21 protein-coding genes are annotated in these 16,045 nt (G+C 70.3%); 20 read left to right on the top strand and 1 reads right to left on the bottom strand.

Annotation, left to right across the window (positions count from 1 at the left end; translation table 11 throughout):
* Window positions 1-179: 179 nt before the first annotated feature.
* Entirely contained in the window at window positions 180-350 is a 171-nt protein-coding gene (locus tag AJAP_RS44225; protein ID WP_158509823.1) for a hypothetical protein, read from the bottom strand.
* Between the two features lie 377 nt (window positions 351-727).
* Here AJAP_RS44225 and AJAP_RS42690 point away from each other — a divergent pair, with 377 nt between their 5' ends.
* The 20 genes from AJAP_RS42690 to AJAP_RS41815 all read left to right on the top strand — a co-directional run bounded on the left by AJAP_RS42690 (window position 728) and on the right by AJAP_RS41815 (window position 16,045).
* Window positions 728-1,351, top strand: coding sequence for a ParB/RepB/Spo0J family partition protein (locus tag AJAP_RS42690; RefSeq protein ID WP_228695046.1), 624 nt, complete (start codon window positions 728-730; stop codon window positions 1,349-1,351).
* Window positions 1,348-2,442 carry a phosphoadenosine phosphosulfate reductase domain-containing protein gene (locus tag AJAP_RS41905; protein WP_040133654.1) on the top strand — a complete coding sequence of 365 codons (1,095 nt, stop codon included), beginning with the start codon at window positions 1,348-1,350 and terminating at the stop codon, window positions 2,440-2,442. The genes AJAP_RS42690 and AJAP_RS41905 overlap by 4 nt, the downstream gene beginning before the upstream one ends.
* A complete protein-coding gene (locus AJAP_RS41900; RefSeq protein ID WP_051972900.1) occupies window positions 2,439-3,032 on the top strand; it encodes a ParB N-terminal domain-containing protein in 594 nt (197 codons plus the stop codon). The genes AJAP_RS41905 and AJAP_RS41900 overlap by 4 nt, the downstream gene beginning before the upstream one ends.
* A gap of 67 nt (window positions 3,033-3,099) precedes the next feature.
* On the top strand, window positions 3,100-3,525 hold the full coding sequence (locus AJAP_RS41895) for a hypothetical protein (RefSeq protein WP_040133653.1): 426 nt from the start codon (window positions 3,100-3,102) through the stop codon (window positions 3,523-3,525).
* 28 nt (window positions 3,526-3,553) lie between these two features.
* The gene (locus tag AJAP_RS41890) at window positions 3,554-4,006 is read left to right on the top strand and encodes a hypothetical protein (protein ID WP_040133652.1); all 453 of its coding nucleotides are present in this window, start codon (window positions 3,554-3,556) and stop codon (window positions 4,004-4,006) included.
* Complete coding sequence (locus tag AJAP_RS41885; RefSeq protein ID WP_148311769.1) at window positions 3,963-5,486, top strand: terminase large subunit domain-containing protein; 1,524 nt, start codon at window positions 3,963-3,965, stop codon at window positions 5,484-5,486. The genes AJAP_RS41890 and AJAP_RS41885 overlap by 44 nt, the downstream gene beginning before the upstream one ends.
* Before the next feature lie 15 nt (window positions 5,487-5,501).
* Window positions 5,502-7,157, top strand: a complete 1,656-nt coding sequence (locus AJAP_RS41880; RefSeq protein ID WP_040133650.1) for a phage portal protein — start codon at window positions 5,502-5,504, stop codon at window positions 7,155-7,157.
* A 306-nt stretch (window positions 7,158-7,463) separates the two neighbouring features.
* On the top strand, window positions 7,464-7,745 hold the full coding sequence (locus AJAP_RS44220; RefSeq protein WP_040133649.1) for a hypothetical protein: 282 nt from the start codon (window positions 7,464-7,466) through the stop codon (window positions 7,743-7,745).
* 3 nt (window positions 7,746-7,748) lie between these two features.
* Window positions 7,749-7,997 carry a hypothetical protein gene (locus AJAP_RS41870; RefSeq protein WP_040133648.1) on the top strand — a complete coding sequence of 83 codons (249 nt, stop codon included), beginning with the start codon at window positions 7,749-7,751 and terminating at the stop codon, window positions 7,995-7,997.
* A 338-nt stretch (window positions 7,998-8,335) separates the two neighbouring features.
* Entirely contained in the window at window positions 8,336-9,337 is a 1,002-nt protein-coding gene (locus tag AJAP_RS41865; RefSeq protein WP_040133647.1) for a hypothetical protein, read from the top strand.
* Window positions 9,334-9,714 (top strand): hypothetical protein, encoded by a 381-nt coding sequence (locus AJAP_RS43970; RefSeq protein WP_040133646.1) that lies wholly within the window; start codon window positions 9,334-9,336, stop codon window positions 9,712-9,714. Before AJAP_RS41865 ends, AJAP_RS43970 begins: the two co-directional genes overlap by 4 nt.
* A 98-nt stretch (window positions 9,715-9,812) precedes the next feature.
* Complete coding sequence (locus AJAP_RS41855; RefSeq protein ID WP_040133645.1) at window positions 9,813-10,016, top strand: hypothetical protein; 204 nt, start codon at window positions 9,813-9,815, stop codon at window positions 10,014-10,016.
* Entirely contained in the window at window positions 10,006-11,733 is a 1,728-nt protein-coding gene (locus tag AJAP_RS41850) for a hypothetical protein (protein WP_148311768.1), read from the top strand. Before AJAP_RS41855 ends, AJAP_RS41850 begins: the two co-directional genes overlap by 11 nt.
* A gap of 119 nt (window positions 11,734-11,852) precedes the next feature.
* Complete coding sequence (locus tag AJAP_RS41845) at window positions 11,853-13,247, top strand: SU10 major capsid protein (protein ID WP_148311767.1); 1,395 nt, start codon at window positions 11,853-11,855, stop codon at window positions 13,245-13,247.
* Between the two features lie 83 nt (window positions 13,248-13,330).
* Entirely contained in the window at window positions 13,331-13,711 is a 381-nt protein-coding gene (locus AJAP_RS41840) for a hypothetical protein (protein ID WP_040133642.1), read from the top strand.
* Between the two features lie 22 nt (window positions 13,712-13,733).
* A complete protein-coding gene (locus tag AJAP_RS41835) occupies window positions 13,734-14,408 on the top strand; it encodes a hypothetical protein (RefSeq protein WP_148311766.1) in 675 nt (224 codons plus the stop codon).
* 4 nt (window positions 14,409-14,412) lie between these two features.
* Window positions 14,413-14,934, top strand: coding sequence for an NUMOD3 domain-containing DNA-binding protein (locus AJAP_RS41830; protein ID WP_040133640.1), 522 nt, complete (start codon window positions 14,413-14,415; stop codon window positions 14,932-14,934).
* Between the two features lie 42 nt (window positions 14,935-14,976).
* Window positions 14,977-15,213: a hypothetical protein gene (locus tag AJAP_RS41825; protein ID WP_051972899.1), complete on the top strand. Its 237-nt coding sequence runs from the start codon at window positions 14,977-14,979 to the stop codon at window positions 15,211-15,213.
* Between the two features lie 2 nt (window positions 15,214-15,215).
* Window positions 15,216-15,713, top strand: a complete 498-nt coding sequence (locus AJAP_RS41820; RefSeq protein WP_040133639.1) for a hypothetical protein — start codon at window positions 15,216-15,218, stop codon at window positions 15,711-15,713.
* A gap of 32 nt (window positions 15,714-15,745) precedes the next feature.
* The gene (locus AJAP_RS41815) at window positions 15,746-16,045 is read left to right on the top strand and encodes a hypothetical protein (protein WP_040133638.1); all 300 of its coding nucleotides are present in this window, start codon (window positions 15,746-15,748) and stop codon (window positions 16,043-16,045) included.

The following is a 16,045-nucleotide window of genomic DNA, read 5'->3' as shown; positions in this document are numbered from 1 at the left end:
GTCCCTGGCTAAATAGGCGCCTGCGCGACGGGAGTCGTGTATCCAAACCGCGAAACGGCCCGCCCCTCTGCTCCGGGGGCGGGCCGTTTCTGTCGGTGCCGACCGCTACCGTGATCGCAGAGGACTTTGTCAGCCTCACGGGCCTGCCCGGGGATCACCCTGGGCAGGCCCGGCCTCGTTCACAGGACTCCCAGCTCGTAGAGCTTGATCCCTAAGGCGATCAGCCCACCGGCGCCTCCGGTGCCTGCCACGAGACGACCGGTGTATTTCAACACCTTGAAGGCGTCGGCCCGTCTCGTCGCGTCGTCCACGAATAGGGCGACGCAGCCTGCGCAGCCGAGCAGGGCCATCAACAAGAGTGCGTAGGCCGCAACGAGAGCGTTTACCACTTGCCGTCCCCCTCACGCTGATCAGTCGTCCTGGCGACTGATCAGCGGCGAGTCAGGGCGTGGATATCACCAACGTGCCGAGGCTGATTCGGGCCCAGGAGCCCATGCGAAGTAAGACCTGGCGCGGCCAGGCCTTGATCCTCCAAAGCTGTCCGACCACCGCTCCCGAGCGGTCTCCCCGTCGCTGGGCGGTGTCGGTCACTCCAGGATACCCGCCTCGCCCCGGACGAGCACGCGTAACGGAATGGATGGGGTGCGAAGCGCGCACCGACGCTTTCGGGCCCGCCGGGCGGCACCTCGGCGGGCCCGAGATCCAACAACTCAAGCGGGGGTGGCTGATGAGCGCGGTGTACGTCGAGACGAGGGAGATCCCCCTCGGCGAGCTGGCGAAGTATCCGGGGAACGCGAAGCGCGGCGACGTCGGGAAGATCCGCGAGTCGATCAAGCGCAACGGCCAGTACCGGGCGCTCGTGGTCCGCCAGGTCGACGACGGCCTGGTGATCCTCGCGGGGAACCACACGTACGAAGCCCTGCGGCAAGAGCGGTCCGCGACGGCGCGGTGCGAGGTCATCACCTGCGACGACCAGACCGCGCTCCGGATCAACCTGGTCGACAACCGCACGGCCGAGCTGGGCGGATACGACGACGACGCCCTGGTGCATCTCCTGTCCTACCTGGACGAGGACTACGACGGCACCGGATACACGAAGGACGACGTCGACCGGCTGCTCGAACCCCCCGAGTTCGACGGCGAGGACGAGGCCGGCGGGGACTCCCCGGCCGGAGTCGGCGAACCCGTGGTGGCGTACCAGATCGTGTTCGACGACGAGACGCAGCAGGCCCGCTGGTACGCGTTCGTGCGCTGGCTCAAGCGCGAGTACGGCGGCGCCGAGACACTCGGCGAGCGGCTGGTGGAGTTCTTCGACGCCCGGGTACCGGGGATCGGCGGTGCTGACCGGTGACCAGGGTGAAGAGGCACATCGACGCGAACGTGGTCGACGAGGCGCGGCGGCGGATCCACCACATCTACGACCTGGTCGACAACGTCGTGGTGGCGTTCTCCGGCGGCAAGGACTCGCTGGCGCTGCTGCACCTGACGTGGGAGGTCGCGCAGGAGCGCGGACTCACCGCGGTCAACGTCGCGTTCCGCGACGAGGAGGTCATCCCGGACACCGTGCTGTCCTTCGTGGACACCTACCGGCAACTGCCGTGGGTGAACATGACCTGGTACGCGGTGCCGCTGATCTCCTCGAAGTACGTGCTGGGCAAGACGTCCCGGTACATCCAGTGGGATCCGAACCGGGAGCACGTGCGCCCGAAACCGGCGTGGGCGACGACGCTCGACGATCTCGGCTACCCGCCGGACACGGTGTTCTCGCAACTGACGATGGACTCGGTGCTCGCGGCCCCGTACAAGGGCAAGGTCGCGATCATGACCGGTGTCCGCGCGTCGGAGTCGCTGATGCGGTGGCAGTCGTCGGTGGTCAAGCTCAACGAGAACTACATCTGCGCGTCGAGCACGCCGAAGGCGTCGCTGTGCAAGCCGCTGTTCGACTGGCAAGAGAACGACGTCCTGCGGTTCTTCTACGACAACGCGATCCGGTACTGCCCGATCTACGACGCGCAGGCGTGGGCCGGGAACGCGCTCCGTGTGGCGACGCCGCTGATCCCCGAGTCGGCGAAGGCGCTGCACTACCTGCGCGCCACCGAGCCGGTCTTCTACGACCAGGTGATGGAGATCTTCCCCGAGATGGCGCTCCAGGAGCGGTATCACGCGGAGATCGACCGGGCCGGGATCCTCGCCCGCTACGCCGAATCATGGGACGGCATCGAGCAGTGGATCACCGACCACTTCGACGAGGCCGCGGAGCTGGCGAACGCGATGAAGGCGCTGGCGCGGGTGAAAGTCGCCGCCCGCCGCGCCCCGGACTCGTTCCCGCTCCCCTACGTGCTCAAGCAGTTCACCAGCGGTGCGTACAAGCGGCGGATCTTGCCGCAGGCCTTCGCCGACCAAACCAAATCCGACCAGGCGCAACGGGGGACGCGAGGATGATCACGAAGCTCGAACCGACCCCGGCAGGGGCCGACCCGCTCAACCACCTCCAGTGGGTGGACGCGGACCAGCTCGACCCGAACAGCTGGAACCCGAACCGGGTCCACGACGCCGAGCTCAAGCTGCTGGCCCGCTCGATGCTGGAAACCGGCTGGATTCAGCCGCTACTGGTGAACCCAGACGGCCTGATCATCGACGGCTTCCACCGCTGGCGGCTCTCCTCCAACGGCGGTGTCGACGGCCACGGGAAGTGGAAGCGCCTCGCCGCGCAGGTGCGGGAACGCTGGAGCGGACGGGTGCCGGTGGCGGTGCTGGACGTCGACCGGCCGACCGCGATGCTGATGACGATCCGGATCAACCGCGCGAAGGGCACGCACGTCGCGGTCAGCATGAGCGAGATCGTGCGGGAGCTGATCGAGGTTCACGCGATGGACCCGCAGCAGATCGCCACCGAGATGGGCGCGACCCTCGACGAGGTCAACCTGCTGGCGCAGGACGGCGTGTTCGCGGTGAAGGGGATCAAGAACTGGGCATACAGCCCGGCCTGGTACCCGGCCGAGGACGGCCGGAAGCCCGCGGCGAAGCGGTAGTGCTCGGCGGGGGTCCTCGGTAGTGTCCTTCGGTCAGCAACGCACCGAATCCACTTAGGACATTCCTATGGGACTCTCCACCTACAACGGCTTTTCCGGGGCGCAACGCGAACGCGTCCAGTCCTGGCTCACGAGGGAATTCGCGGCCGGCCGAATCGAGCGCCCGACGCAATGCGAGTCGTGCGGCCAGAACGAGGGCATCATCGACGCGCATCACGAGAACTACGACGAGCCGACCAGCTTCGTCGGACTGTGCGTGATCTGCCACCTCGCGCTGCACTGCCGCTTCCGGAACGCCGAGGGATTCCTCGAGTACCGACGTCGCGTCGCGGAGGGCTACCAGCATCCGGCCGTTCTCGACCGGCGCACCGCGCTCGGCGAGCTCCAGCGGACGGTGATGAAGGGGGTCTTCCCCGGCCGTGTCCGGCCGGACGCGCCCGGCGCGACGTTCCTCGACTCGCTGCGCGTGCCTCAGCCCGCCCAGCTCTGGTAGTGCTCGATCGCGAGGGGGTGACCTCCTCGTGGGTGCGTCGAAGGAGCAGCGCGCGGCCACCGCGAAACGCCGGGCGGACGCGATCAGGCTCCGGCTCGCCGGGATGGACTACGAGACGATCGCCGAGCGGCTCGACTATTCGTCACGCCAGGCCGCGCACAAGGACATTCAGCGGGCGATGACGGCCTACATCCAAGAGGCGTCCGCGGCCGTCGACGAGCTGCGCAACGTCGAGCTGATGCGGCTCGACCGGTTGCAGGCGGCGGCGTGGCCTGCCGCGATCAAGGGTGACCTGCTGGCGATCGAGACGTGCCGCCGGCTGATCGTCGAGCGCCGGAAGCTGCTGGGGCTGGATCGCCCGGCGAAGGTCGAGGTGATCACCCTTGACGCCGTCGACGAGGAGATCCGGAAACTCGAAGCCGAGCTCGCTGGCGGAGTTGAAAATCCAGCGCCTGACCCTTTTGCGGGAGCTGAAAGCTGAGCAGGAGCGGCGCGAGACTGAGCGGCTGCGCAACGTGGACGTCTTCGGGACGCTCGGGTACGTCCCGACGCCCCGGCAGATCGTGTTCCACGAAGCCGCGGAGTTCGACGTCCTCTACGGGGGCGCGGCCGGTGGCGGGAAAACCCGCGCGCTGCTGATGGAGGGCCTTCGGGCCTGTGTCCGCTACCCCGGGCTCCGGGTCGGCGCGTTCCGGCGCACGTACCCAGAGCTTGAGGAAAGCCTGCTCGCCGAACTGGCCGAGGTCGGCTTCGCGCGGGAGCTCGGCGCGGCGTGGAACGGCACGAAGTACAACCTGACTTTCTCGAACGGCTCGCGGCTGATGTTCCGGTACGCGGAGTCGTTGCAGGACGCGACGCGACGGCAGGGTGGCCAGTACCAGCTGCTGTTGTTCGACGAGCGCACGCTGACGCCGCCGAACGTCGTCAGCTTCCTGGAGTCGCGGCTTCGGTCCGGCCGGGAGGACGTTCCGGTGCTGGGCATCCGGAGTGGAACCAACCCGGGCGGGCCGGGTCACGGGTTCGTGCGGGACCGGTTCATCAAGCCGACGAACTACGGCACGAAGACCTATGTGGACGTCCGCAAGCGCGAGGTGCGCTTCATCCCCTCGAAGCTCTCGGACAATCCGCATGTGAACGCCGAGTACGCGCACGACCTGGACGCGCTGCCCGAGCAGCTGCGCGCCGCGTTCCGTGACGGGAACTGGGACACCTTCGCCGGACAGGCTTTCTCGGAGTGGTCGTTCGACCGGCACGTAGTGAAGCCGGTGAGCCTGCCGTCCAGCTGGCGACGCTACAACGGCATCGACTGGGGATTCAGCAACCCCTGGTGCGTGCTGTGGGCCGCGGTCGACGAAGACGGCCGGGTCTGGGTGTACCGGGAGCTGTACGCCACGCGGGTCGGCGAGGCCGAGCAGGCGCGGCGCATCCTCGCGGCCGAGGCCGATGAGGAGCACGTCGGTTCCCGGTTCGGCGACGATGCGATGTGGGCGACCCGGGGCGACGCGAAGCCGATCAGCGATGCGTACGCCGACAACGGTGTGTTCCTGACCCCGGCGGGGAAAGGCGGCCGCGTCCCCGGTTGGCAGCGCGTGCACTCCTACCTCGCGGAGGGCCCGGCGTGCGTGCTGCACCGGGCGATGGGCTGGGAAACCTGCCCGCGCCTGCACGCGTTCGAGACCGTCGAGAACCTGATCCGGACGCTGCCGACGCTGCCTCACGCGACGTCCGGCGACCCGGAGGACATCGACAGCAACGCCGAGGACCACGCCGGAGACGCGCTCCGGTATCTGCTGATCAACCTGGGCGGCGGGCCCGAGTTCGTGCCCGCTCCGCCAGGCGAAAACAACGTGGGCGATATGCACCGGATCGGTGACTACGCCTACCGCACCGATAACCGTCCCGGCTGGGCCGGGGACACCGATTCCACGCGCGGAGCGGTGGTCACCGCCGACGACGTCTGACTCAGGAGGTGCACGATGGCCTTCTGGAGCAACTGGTTCCGGCGCGGCGGCCGGGACGACACGGTCACCGAGGCGAAGGCTCCGGTGGCGCTCGCGCAGCCGGCGGCCCCGCGCCGCGGTTTCGAGTACGGCGTCGGTCCGGGCGGCTTGACCGAGACGTCGCAGGGCGTCGGGACGGCGACACAGACCGACCGCCGAACGTTGATGCAACAGCTGTACGAGGCGTTCCTGGCGTGCCCGTGGTCGTGGGCGTGCACCAACGCGATCGCCCGCACGATCACCGCTGGCGGGCTGGTCACGGACTGGGTGAACGACGACGGCGAGGGCGACCAGGAGCAGCCGAAGAAGCCCGCGAACGTGCTGGCGCTGGAGCGGCTGCTGAAATTCTGCAACCCACGCGAGGACATTCGACAGCTGCTCCGGTCCACGATCGCGGACCTGCTGGTGTTCGGTGACGCGTACGTCGAAGTCGTGTGGCTGGGACGAGTGCCGGTGGCGCTGTACACGCTGGATGCGCCGTCGATGCTGCCGATCGCTGACGAGCACGGCGAGATCACCGCCTACGTGCAGGTGACCGATCAGGGGCAGCGCGCCGAGTTCGCGCCGCATGAGGTCATCCACATCAGCCTCGACGCCCCGCGCTCGGGGATGTTCGGGGTGGCGCCGACGCAGGCTGCGCTGCTGCCCATCACGACCTGGCTGTTCACCGCAGCGACGCTCAAGGAGATCTACCGCAAGGGCAACCCCGCCCAGATCCACGCCGACCTCCCCCGCGACATGTCCCCGGCCGAGATCACGAAGTGGACGTCGCAGCACATGGTGCGCAACGTCGGCCCGCGCAACATCGGCGTGCCGATCACCACCAAGGGCGGCGGGAAGATCAACGAACTCCAGCAGGCCAAGATCGGCGAGGCGCTGGAGACGCTGGCGCAGAAGCGCGACGAGATCCTGGCCTGTTACGGCGTGCCTCCGGCCGAGGTCGGCGTGATCGAGTCCGGCAACCTCGGCGGCGGCACCGGCGAGTCGCAGCGCAAGAGCTACGAGGTCAACACCTGCGACCCGATCGCCGCCATCGTGCTGGAGAAGCTGGTGTCGGCGCTGGTCACCAACGGCTTCAACATCACCGGCTGGACGCTCAAGTTCAAGCAGGTCGACATGCGCGACTCGAAGGTCATCGAGGAGATCCGGGAGAAGCGGGTCACCACCGGCCTGTGGACGCTGAATCGGGCGCGCGCCGAGATCGGTGAACCTTCGGTCCCCGGCGGTGACGAACCGGTGTTCGTGGTCGGAACGAGGATGTTCCTGTGGCGTGACGTGATCGCGCACGGCCAGGCGGCCATCGCCGCGCTGTTGCGCGGGACGTCGCTGGAGGCCGGCGAACCGGCCGACGAAGCCACGCCCGTGCAGCTGGTGAAGCCGGAGCCCGAGCCGATCCCGGACGAGCTGAAACCGTTCGCCGGGGAGCCGGGCGCCGAGGAACCCGACGACGTCGGCACCGGCGGCGAAGAGGACCAGGAGGAGCCGGGCAAGGCCGCGGGCAAGAAGGACGACGCGAAGAAGGACGAGGAGCCGACCGAGATGTTCGGCGGTGACCGCGTCCGGCTCGTGGAGTTCCACACCCGCTACCGGGCCCGTCGTGACGCCGCGTTGGCTGAGCTGGCGGCCGCCTGATGAACGACGACGTCGAGACGGCGGCCGAGCCGGAGCCCGCTCCGGAGCAGCCGCGCCCGGTGCGGGCCCATGACGTGGCAGCTCTGATTCCGAAGATCATCGCCTGACCCCGCGGACGCTGGCCGCGCCGGACCTCACCCCCGTAACTGGCGGATCCAGGCGCGCCGCGTCCGCGGCCCCATGCCGCCCTGGAGAGCCCCCCGTGGCGCTCCCAGGCCGGCACTTTCCCGGCCACCTCGACCGCGCGCACGTGCCGTGTGCGGCGAGGTGGCCGGGCCAAGCTCACCGACCCCTCTGGAGGTGCCCGTGCCCGCCGCGCTCGCGCAGATCGTCCACTACGTCGCCCAGTGGGGCGACGACCCCGCGCACTGCCTCGCGGCGGTCACCACCCTCGTGCCGAACGACCCGCCGCCCGACGACGACGCGACGGCCGTGTCCCTCGCCGTGTTCACTCCCCGTGGTCATTTCTTCGTGGACGAGATCCCGATGGATGAGGGCGAGCCAGCGGCCGAAGGCCACCCTCGGCCGCTGCTGTGCACGCGTCTCGATCACGAGCCGGGGACGTGGCACGTGCCCGTGGAGGGCTGACCGATGCCGCGCCGCAGGCCTGCGATCCGGAAGCGCGACGGCCGATGGGTCGTCGAGATCCCCGGCTACGGTTTCGCCTCCGACACCGACCTTCCGGTGGAGAGTCAGGCCGCCGGGTTGCGGCTGCTGCGCGACCGCGGCTATCCCCAGACGGCGGGGATCGGCGGGTCCGCGCGGGACCAGTACGGGGCCAGCCGGTCAGACGGGATCTCCGCGATTCCCCGCTGGGAACCGTTCCGCTATCGGTTCTGAACACGTCCCCGGGCGCCATCACTCCCCGACTTCTCCCCAGTCCCGCCGATAGTCGCCTCGGCGGCGGCTGTCCCCGCCCGAACACGTCGGGGAACGGGGAAACCGCAGGTCAGATCAGTTGCCGTTCACTCGTCCCCGGCGCGGGGAACGCGGGGAAACCCCGCTTGGTGAGTCCCCGCCACGTCCCCGCGCATCCCTCGGGTCCACCCGTTCCCCGTTCACTCCCCTCTTCACTCGCCGTCCCCGCACGACCGGACAACCGGGGGGGCGCTGGCGGCTTGGGGTCCCCGGCGCGGTGAGCCGCGTCCCCGATCGACGACGTCCCCGGGGAGGTGTCCGTGTCCGAGTTCGCCGATGCCGCCCGGCTCGCGTACGTCTCCGGGTGGGCTGCCACGAACGGGCCTTTCACCGACCAGGTGCGGGCCGGGTGCGCGGCCGCCGTGGCACTCGCGTGCGAGCACGACACGGAGCCAGGGGTGCTGGAGGCGACTGTCCGCCTCGGCGAACTGGAAGGCATCTGGGCCGAGGTGTACGCACGGCGGGACGCGCTCGTCGACGAACGGACCCGCCTCGCCGCCACCGCATGGACGTCACTCACCGTCACAGCCGACGTCGCTGGATCGGTGGCGACGTTCCGACGTCGACTCGCCCTGGCGTCCGAGGCGACCGACCCCGAGACCCGGGATCGGCATCGTGCCGAGGCGATCGCGGCCGCGCTCCTGCTGCTGTCCGGGATCGTCCGGGATCGACACGATCCGAAGTTCGTGGCGCTCGCGACGCTCGTCACCGATGCCCTCCGGGCGGCCTGGGCCGAGGGCTACGCGGGTGCGCTCGCGCTCGCCGCGCACCAAGCCGGGCACGGCCCGGTCGACGTCGCCGCCGTGTTCGCCGATGCCTACACCGACCACCCCGCAGACCCGGCTCTCGCCGCCGCGGTGATCACCGCGTTGATCCGCGCGGCCGCTGGCGACGTGGCCGCAGTCCTGGCCCGGCTCGCCGACGACGGCGCCGACTACGACGAGATGGTCCGCTCCGTGTGGGACCTGCTCGACGACGACGAGTTGCGCGCGCTCACGGTCGGCATGGACGTCGCGATGGGATCCGAGTTCGCCCGCGCCGGCCTCTCCCTCTACCGGGAGCACGGTGCCCAGTACGTGGACTTCGTGACGGTGGGCGGCGCGCTGGTGTGCGGGCTCTGCATGGACGCCGAGTCCGCCGGTCCGTATCCGATCGGCGGCGCCCCACCGCCACCGCTGCACCCGTACTGCCGGTGCGTCCTGATTCCCACGTCGCCGCTGACGCTCGACGTCTTCCCCTACCTGCTCGGAGGGTCTCGATGAACTACCTGCCTCATGGGCGCCTTGTCTGGTCGCGGGCCTCGTCCGGCATCAGCTCGACGCTCACCGCGACGACCACCTCGAAGGAGTTCAGCCTCCGCGAGTTCACCGACCTCTGGCTGTCGGTCTCCGTCGACTCGGTCGCCGGGGACGCCCCGACGTTGGACGTGTCCCTGGAGATCAAGGGGGCCGGGGACAAGTGGTTCCCCGCGGGGCTCGCCGCTCCCCAGTTGACCGCTGCGGGGACGGCGCAGGCGGCGGGGGGACTGCACCACGCAACCAAGCCGCTGGTGCTCCCCGAGCGGGGACGACTGGTCTTCACTGTCGGCGGCACGACCCCCAACCTGCAAGGCGTCGCTGTCGCCCTTTATGGCCGGTGACCTGCATGTCCCCCTCTTATTCCCCGGCTCCCCGGTCTTCCCCGGTGCGTTCCCCGTCCCCGGCCCGGTCCTCGTCTTCCCCGCGACAGCCGGGTCGGATGCGTCCCCGTCCCCGCCCTCCCGACAACGGGGACGACGTCCTCGCCGACGCCGACGTCGAGGAATTCATGGAGCTGCTTCTGCTCGCGCTCGACTCCCCGGAGATCCGGGCGAAGCTGCGCGAGGTTTTCCCCGCGGCCGCCGCGCCGATCCGGGCAGCGACGCCCCCAGCTCGAGGAGGAGGTGCCCGCCGTGGCCGCTAGCACGCTCGCCATCGCGACCGGTGTCGCGATCAAGCCGGGGGTGTCCCGGAACCGCAGGTTGTATACGCGGGAGCTGATCGCGCGGATGGTCGCGCGGGCGCAGGAGCGCCTTGCGGATCCGGACGGGATGCCGCTGACGATGCTGACCCACCACGACGCGGAGGACGACTCCACGGAGATCGTGGGGCGCCTGGTCGAGCTGTCGATGGACAAGACCGGCGCCGTGCACTTCGTCGCCGAGATGGCCACCACGGGCACCGCCCGCGACATTCTCGACCTCATCGAGCCGGACGCCGAGGGACGCCAGTTCCTGCGCGGCGTCTCGATCCGAGGGTTCTGGCTCGGCCCGGTCCGCACCGAGTCCGGGCCGGACGGCGGGCCCGTCGAGGTCGGCGACGACCTGGAGCTGGACGGCTTGGACTTCACCAAGAGCCCCGGCGTGCCGGGTGCGCGCGTCGACGCCGTGCAGCGCACCGAACCGGCCGAGGTCGGCGCCACCGAGTCCGCTGGCCGCACCGTCATCCACGAGTCCGTGCAGGAAGCGCTGGTGGACACCACCCCGATCAAGGAGGAAAGCCCCGTGACCCCAGCGTCCGAACCCGCGGCCGCCGAGCAGCCGCGCGTCACCTACGCCGACAACGGCTACACCGGCCGAGGCCAGCGGTATCCGCTCGGCACGGCCGCCGAGACGGTGAACGCCTGGTACGCGTTCACCCAGGAGTCGGTCACCGCCGAGTACACCCCGCCGCAGCTCAAGCGCGCCCGGCAGCGCATCGCGCGGGCCCTGGAGAGCCACGGCCTGACCGCGACGGCCGGAGTGCTGGCCGGTCCGGTCCGCGCGGTGAACGAGTCCAGCGTGCTGGAGATGTTCGACGACGACTCTGGCGCGTTCAAGGTCGAGCTGACGAACGGCCCGATCTGCGTGTGCGTGTCGTCCTGGTACCTCGAAGCCGACCAGCTGCCCGCGATCGGGAAGGCCGCGATGGATGGCGCGATCTCCGCGCTCCTGGCGATCGACCCGGACCTCAACGGTGGCGGGGGCGGTGGGGAGCCGACCGAGGCGACCGCCGAGGACCCCGATGCCGCGGTGGTCGAGGCCGAGCAGCCCACCTCTGAACCCGAGGCCGCGCCCGCGGCCGACACCCACGACGAGACGGTGACCGCCCCGGTGGCCGTCGCCGACACACCAGGAGAGGAGCCCGCGATGACGGAGCCCACGACCCCGGCGGCCGACACCCAGGCGGCGGCCGCGCCCAGCATCACCCTGACCGGCGACCAGTTCGATGCCCTGCTGGCCCGGATCGGCGGCGCGAAGCCCGCCGAAGCCGCGGCGGCACCGGCCGCCGAAGCGGCACCCGAGGCTCCGGCGGCCGCGACCGAGACCGCTCCCCCGGCGGCGCCCGCCGCCCCGGTGGCCGCGCAGGAGACCGACGAACAGCGCATCGCCCGCCTGGTGCAGGACGGCATCACCGCCGCTCTGCAGGGCCACGCCGCAGCCGGCGGGCTGCCCGCCAGGAAGGGCCTGGTGCCGGGCGCCACGGAGAGCGCGGCGGCCGCAGGTGCCGCGAACTTCGTCGGCGCCGACTACGGCCTCCCGGCGGAGTGGCCGCAGAAGCCGCTGCACACCTACACCGAGGAGGAGCGCGCGAAGTACCTGCGCCCCTCCACCGAGCAGACGATCATGGGCGCCCGCTCGATCTACCGGCAGCCGCAGTAGCCGCTCCCTCTGTCTCGGCTTCATCCCCTCGTCTTGACCGCCAGCCCTCGGCTGGTGCCGTCCGGCAGTGATGGTCGCCCATCCCCTAAGCCCGCCATGCCCCTGTGGCGGGCTTTTTCATGCCTGAGAAAAGGACCATCGCCGTGAACGGCAACGAATTGAAGGAAGCCCTCGGCGCGGCCGGTGTCGGCGCGCTCATCCCGAAAATCATCGACCCGCAGCTGCTGGAGTACCAGCGTCGCTACTCGCCGCTGGTCCGCTCGATCCCGTCCGGCCGCTGGGACTCGGACGTCTACTACTTCAACCGCCGCACCCGGAACCCTCGCGGCGGCCACGTGCAGGACGGCGGCGCGCGACCGCTGACCGCCAGCACCTACGAGCAGTACGCGTTCCAGATGACCCACCTCCAGACGGTCGGTGGCGTCACTGGCTACGCCCAGGCGGTCACCCGCCAGGTGATCGGCGACCTGCGCGCCCGAGAGATCGAGGGTTCGATCCAGGGCCTCTACTGGGACATGGAGACCTCGGTCCTGTGGGGCAACGCGGCCGCGACCGTGAACGGCGCCTACCCGCAGTTCGACGGCCTGGACTCCCTGGTCGGCAACTTCTCCGGCGCCGAGCAGAACGCCCAGGACAAGGGCGGCGCGTCGCTGTCGCTCGCGCACCTCGACGAGCTCGCGGACATGGTCGAGACCAACGCGGCCATGTCGGTGTTCGACTCGCAGTGGATGTTCGTCATGAGCAACACGGCGCAGTCCCGCATGTCGCAGCTGCTCCAGGCTCAGCAGCGGTTCGAGGGCCCCATCGAGGTCGCGGCCGGTCTGATCGTGCCGTCCTACCGGGGCATCCCGATCGTGAAGTCCTCGTTCCTGTCGACGCGGACGTACACGATGGGCACGGTCACGCAGGCGAGCGCATCGACCGGCGGCACGCTGGCGGCGGGCACCTACAACTACCGCATCTCCGCGGTCATGGAGCGCCAGGGCGAGATCGCCGCGTCGGCGGCGGTCACCACCGCGGCGCTCACCGGCGCCACGAACACGGTGACGCTGTCCTTCGCGGTGCCGGGCGGCCTGGAGGGCGCGCAGCCGCTCCTCTACAAGGTCTACCGCTCCACCAGCCCGGGAACCGAGACCCTGCTCGGCGTCGTGGACGCCGTCGTCGGGTTCGCGGCGGACGGCAAGACGCCGATCATGGCCACGTCCATCGTGGACAACGGCGCCACGCTGATCCCGAAGGCCGGCGCCACCGCTCCGGCGCAGCCGACCCCGGTGTACGTCGGCGGCAACGTGAACCGGTTCCCGCCCGCCACCGGCAACGAGTCGATCTACCTCGTGTCGCGCGACCGCGAGAACCTGTACCGCCCGTACGTGCGGGAGCTGGAACCGCTGGACGTCTTCCCGACGACGGACAGCCCCGACACCCTGCCGTACGCGATCGTCGCCGACACGACTCTGGCGCTGCGCGCACCGAAGTACCTCGGCGTGATCAACCGGGTCAACACCCAGCTCTGACACGGCATCCAGGGCGCGGCCGTCCACTGTGGCGGCCGCGCCCTGCTCCTTCTATCCACCTCTTCTGTCGTGATTGGACGGTCATGGTTTTGATCCGAAAGGACCGTGCGGGCAGTGACTCGTACGGCCACACGTGGGGCGAGGACGGCGCGGTCGTCGACGTCGCCCCCGAGCACGCCGCCGACCTGCTGGAGATCCCGGACGGCGGTTTCCACGAGGCCGAGCCCGTCGACGAGCCGGAGCCGGTGACCACCGGCCTGGTCGACCTCGAAGCGCTCGCCGCGCAGGTCGCCGCCGAGAAGGCCGCCGCCGCCGCGACGCCGGACGTCGAGCCGGAGGCGGATCTCGCCGGTCTCGCTGCCCGCAAGGCCAGCACCGAACCGGAGACGAGCGACCCCGCCCCGGAGGTCGAGCCGGAAACCCCGAAGCCGCGCGGTCGAGGCGGCAGCCGGAAGACCGCCTGACCGACGCTGGAGGTGGCTCGCCATGCCGGAGGACAGCCCTACGCCGTTGTGCACGGCGGAACAGCTGAAGGAAGGCGCATTCGCGGACCTGGTGCACGGGTTCTCCCCGGCGGCGATCACGGACATGCTCGCCGAGGCGACCCGTGCGTGCGAAACCGAGGTCGGGCGCCGGCTGGCGCCGTTCACCGGGCTCGTCGAGACGCACCGGCTCGCGGGTGTCGACCCGGACGAGTTTTCGGGGTCGGCGGGGATACCGCTGGATCTGGCCGGGCAGTTGGGCCGGTCGTGGGCGACGTCGCTGAACTCGGGATCGGATCAGGTGCGGCACATCTGGTTGCACCAGTGCGCCCCGCACTATCCGGAGTTCTGGTCCTATTCGGACCTGTCGATCGCGGTCACCCGCTCCTACGGCGGCGGGCAGGATCTCGTGGGCGGCGGGTTCGAGGGGCCGGACGTCGACACCGGGCACGTGTGGTTCCGGCTCGGGACGTGGCTGCCGATCGGGTCGTACGCGACGGTGCGGTACTCCGGCGGGTACACGACCGTGCCATCTGACCTGCAGCGGGCGTGCAAGTACATGGCGGCCGCGATCGCGTGCCGGGAGCTGGCGCCGCTGCAAACGACGCACGGGCACGACCCGGATGCGTTGGAGGCGCTGGCGGTGTCGTGGCTAAGCCCGTACCAGCGCGGCGACTGATCCGATGACCAGGACGTACCACCTGACCCCGGCGGGCCGGGCGAAGCTCGCGGAGGCCGCGCGGCAGCGGAACCGCGCGCGGAAAGGCAAGTCGCACAAGGGTCATCCGCTGTCGGCGGAGACGAAGGCGAAGATCTCGGCCGCGCTCAAGGCGTACTGGGAGAAGAAGCGGCGCACGGCCGGTACGAAGCCGAAGCGACCGCGCGACCCGAACGCGCGGGCCCGGTCACGAAACGCTCGCGGCCGCCACGACGGCACCGCGACCAGGCGTCGACGTCCGGCGCGGCACGGTGCGGTGTCGCACGCCGGGAAACGTCACGGTACGAGACGGGTGAAGCGGGGCAGCCACCACGCCCAGCAGTACCGGCTGATCTCGGCGCGCTCCTACCGGAAACGGACCCGTGTGGTCATCAAGCACCGGATGCGCCGTACCCGGATCGTCGTCCGCCGTCGCGTTCCGCACCACCGCGTGTGGAAGCCGCCGAAGAAGACCCGGCACAAGAAGCGCCGTGGTCGCAAGACCTGACGGCCCTGCTCAGGGCCGCTCCCCTGACTTCGTGAGGTGAACATGGAAAGACTGGAAGGCCGCCACGCGGCCGTCGTCGATCTCGCCAGGTACTTCGAGTACGAGCACCTGCCCAACCGGCTCCGGGCGGTGAGCAAGGCCGTGCACGATCTCGCGCAGGACATGATCGACCACCTGCCCGACTGTCCGATGCTGACGCGCGGGCTCGGCTCCCTGCTGTCCGCCAAGGACTCCTTCGTGCGGGCCGCGCTCGACGCCCCGGCGGCGGACGGCGATTAGCCGTGCCGGGCATCAGCGACGCCATCAAACGCGAAGCGGCGTGGCTGACCTCCTCCGGTGACGGGCTGCCCGCGCTGCTCCAGGTCGACGGCGGCCCGTTCAAGGTGGTGCAGGCGCGGATGCCCCGGACCCCGCCGACACGGGCCGCCGGCCTGTACCTGCTGCCCGGCAACTACACCGATGACCGGTGGGCGAACCAGCGGAAGCTGGCCACGTACTCGTTCCGGGCGGCGATCTACTGGCCGCTCGGAACCACCACGGTCACCGCCAATATCGCGGAGCTCGAGCAAGACGCGCTCGACGACGCGATCGGCCTGGTAGTCGAGCGGGTCCGCGGCCTGCTCGGCGACCACACCCACGGCGGGCGGTTCCTCGCCGTCGCCGAAGCGCCCGCGCGCACGGAGATCACCGTGCACTACATGCCGGTCGAGAACACCGCCGTCGACGGCCTGCTCCGCGCTGACGTGATGTGGCAGGCGCAGGACGAGGCGTTCATCTGACCCCGTTTCCCTTGTCCTGCTTGGAGTTTCGCGTGCGACAGATCAACAACACCCCGTGGCCGGTCACGGTGCCGGGCGTTCCGGCTGAGGTCGGCCCCGGCGAGACCATCGACTGGCCGGACCCGATCACCGGGCTCACGCCGCTCGACCCGCCGCCCGAGGTCGTGCCGGTGCCGGACACACCGGCCGACCCGTCAACGCTCCCCCAGCCCACCACCCCGCCGCCCGGCAAGCAGACCCCCAGCCGGGTGTCCGCGGCCGCGCGGCGGAAGTCCTCTGTCGCCGAGGCCCCGACGTCCGGCGGCGAGGACGAATCGACCGTGAAGGAGTAG

Origin of the sequence: Amycolatopsis japonica (assembly GCF_000732925.1) — a bacterium.
GTDB classification, from domain to species: Bacteria; Actinomycetota; Actinomycetes; order Mycobacteriales; family Pseudonocardiaceae; genus Amycolatopsis; species Amycolatopsis japonica.
The sequence above is the reverse complement of the archived record's forward strand: the minus strand, read 5'-3'. Positions and strand labels throughout refer to the sequence as shown.